At 43.6% G+C, this 493-nt stretch carries 1 protein-coding gene; it reads left to right on the forward strand.

Annotated features, from left to right (window positions below; all coding sequences use genetic code 11):
• Positions 1 to 493 (forward strand): IS66 family transposase (locus AC23P2_RS31220; protein ID WP_487776809.1); only part of this gene is annotated, 493 nt, incomplete at both ends.

The raw sequence follows: 493 nt of genomic DNA on the forward strand, positions 1-493 counted from the left end.
CAGTTTCCTGCGGATGTGGTCGCTCCCGTTCAATATGGTAATCGCATTCATGCTCAGAGTATTATGCTCAATGTCGACTATCGTTTACCTTTCTCAAAGATAAGCCAATTATGGGCTGATTTGACGGGTTATACCTATAATCCAGCGACATTAACAAGTGCTCAAAGCAAGCTTTATGAACAGTTAGCTCCGATTGAAACCCAGATAAAAGAGCAGCTGAAAGTAGCCCCCGTCTGCCACTTCGATGAAACGGGGCTACGCATTGAAGGGGGCTTAAAATGGCTTCATTTAGCAAGCAGTAATCTATACACCTACTTTTTTGTTCATGATAAACGAGGTCAACAAGCGCTTTTGTCAGAAGAAAGTATTTTTTCTCAGTGCGTTAATTGGACGGTGCATGATTGCTGGTCGTCTTATTTTACGGTAGGGAAAGGACGACACAGCCTCTGTGGAGCACATTTATTGCGAGAATTGCAAGCCCTCATTGACCAAG

The organism is Runella sp. R0.1_18 (genome assembly GCF_057652155.1).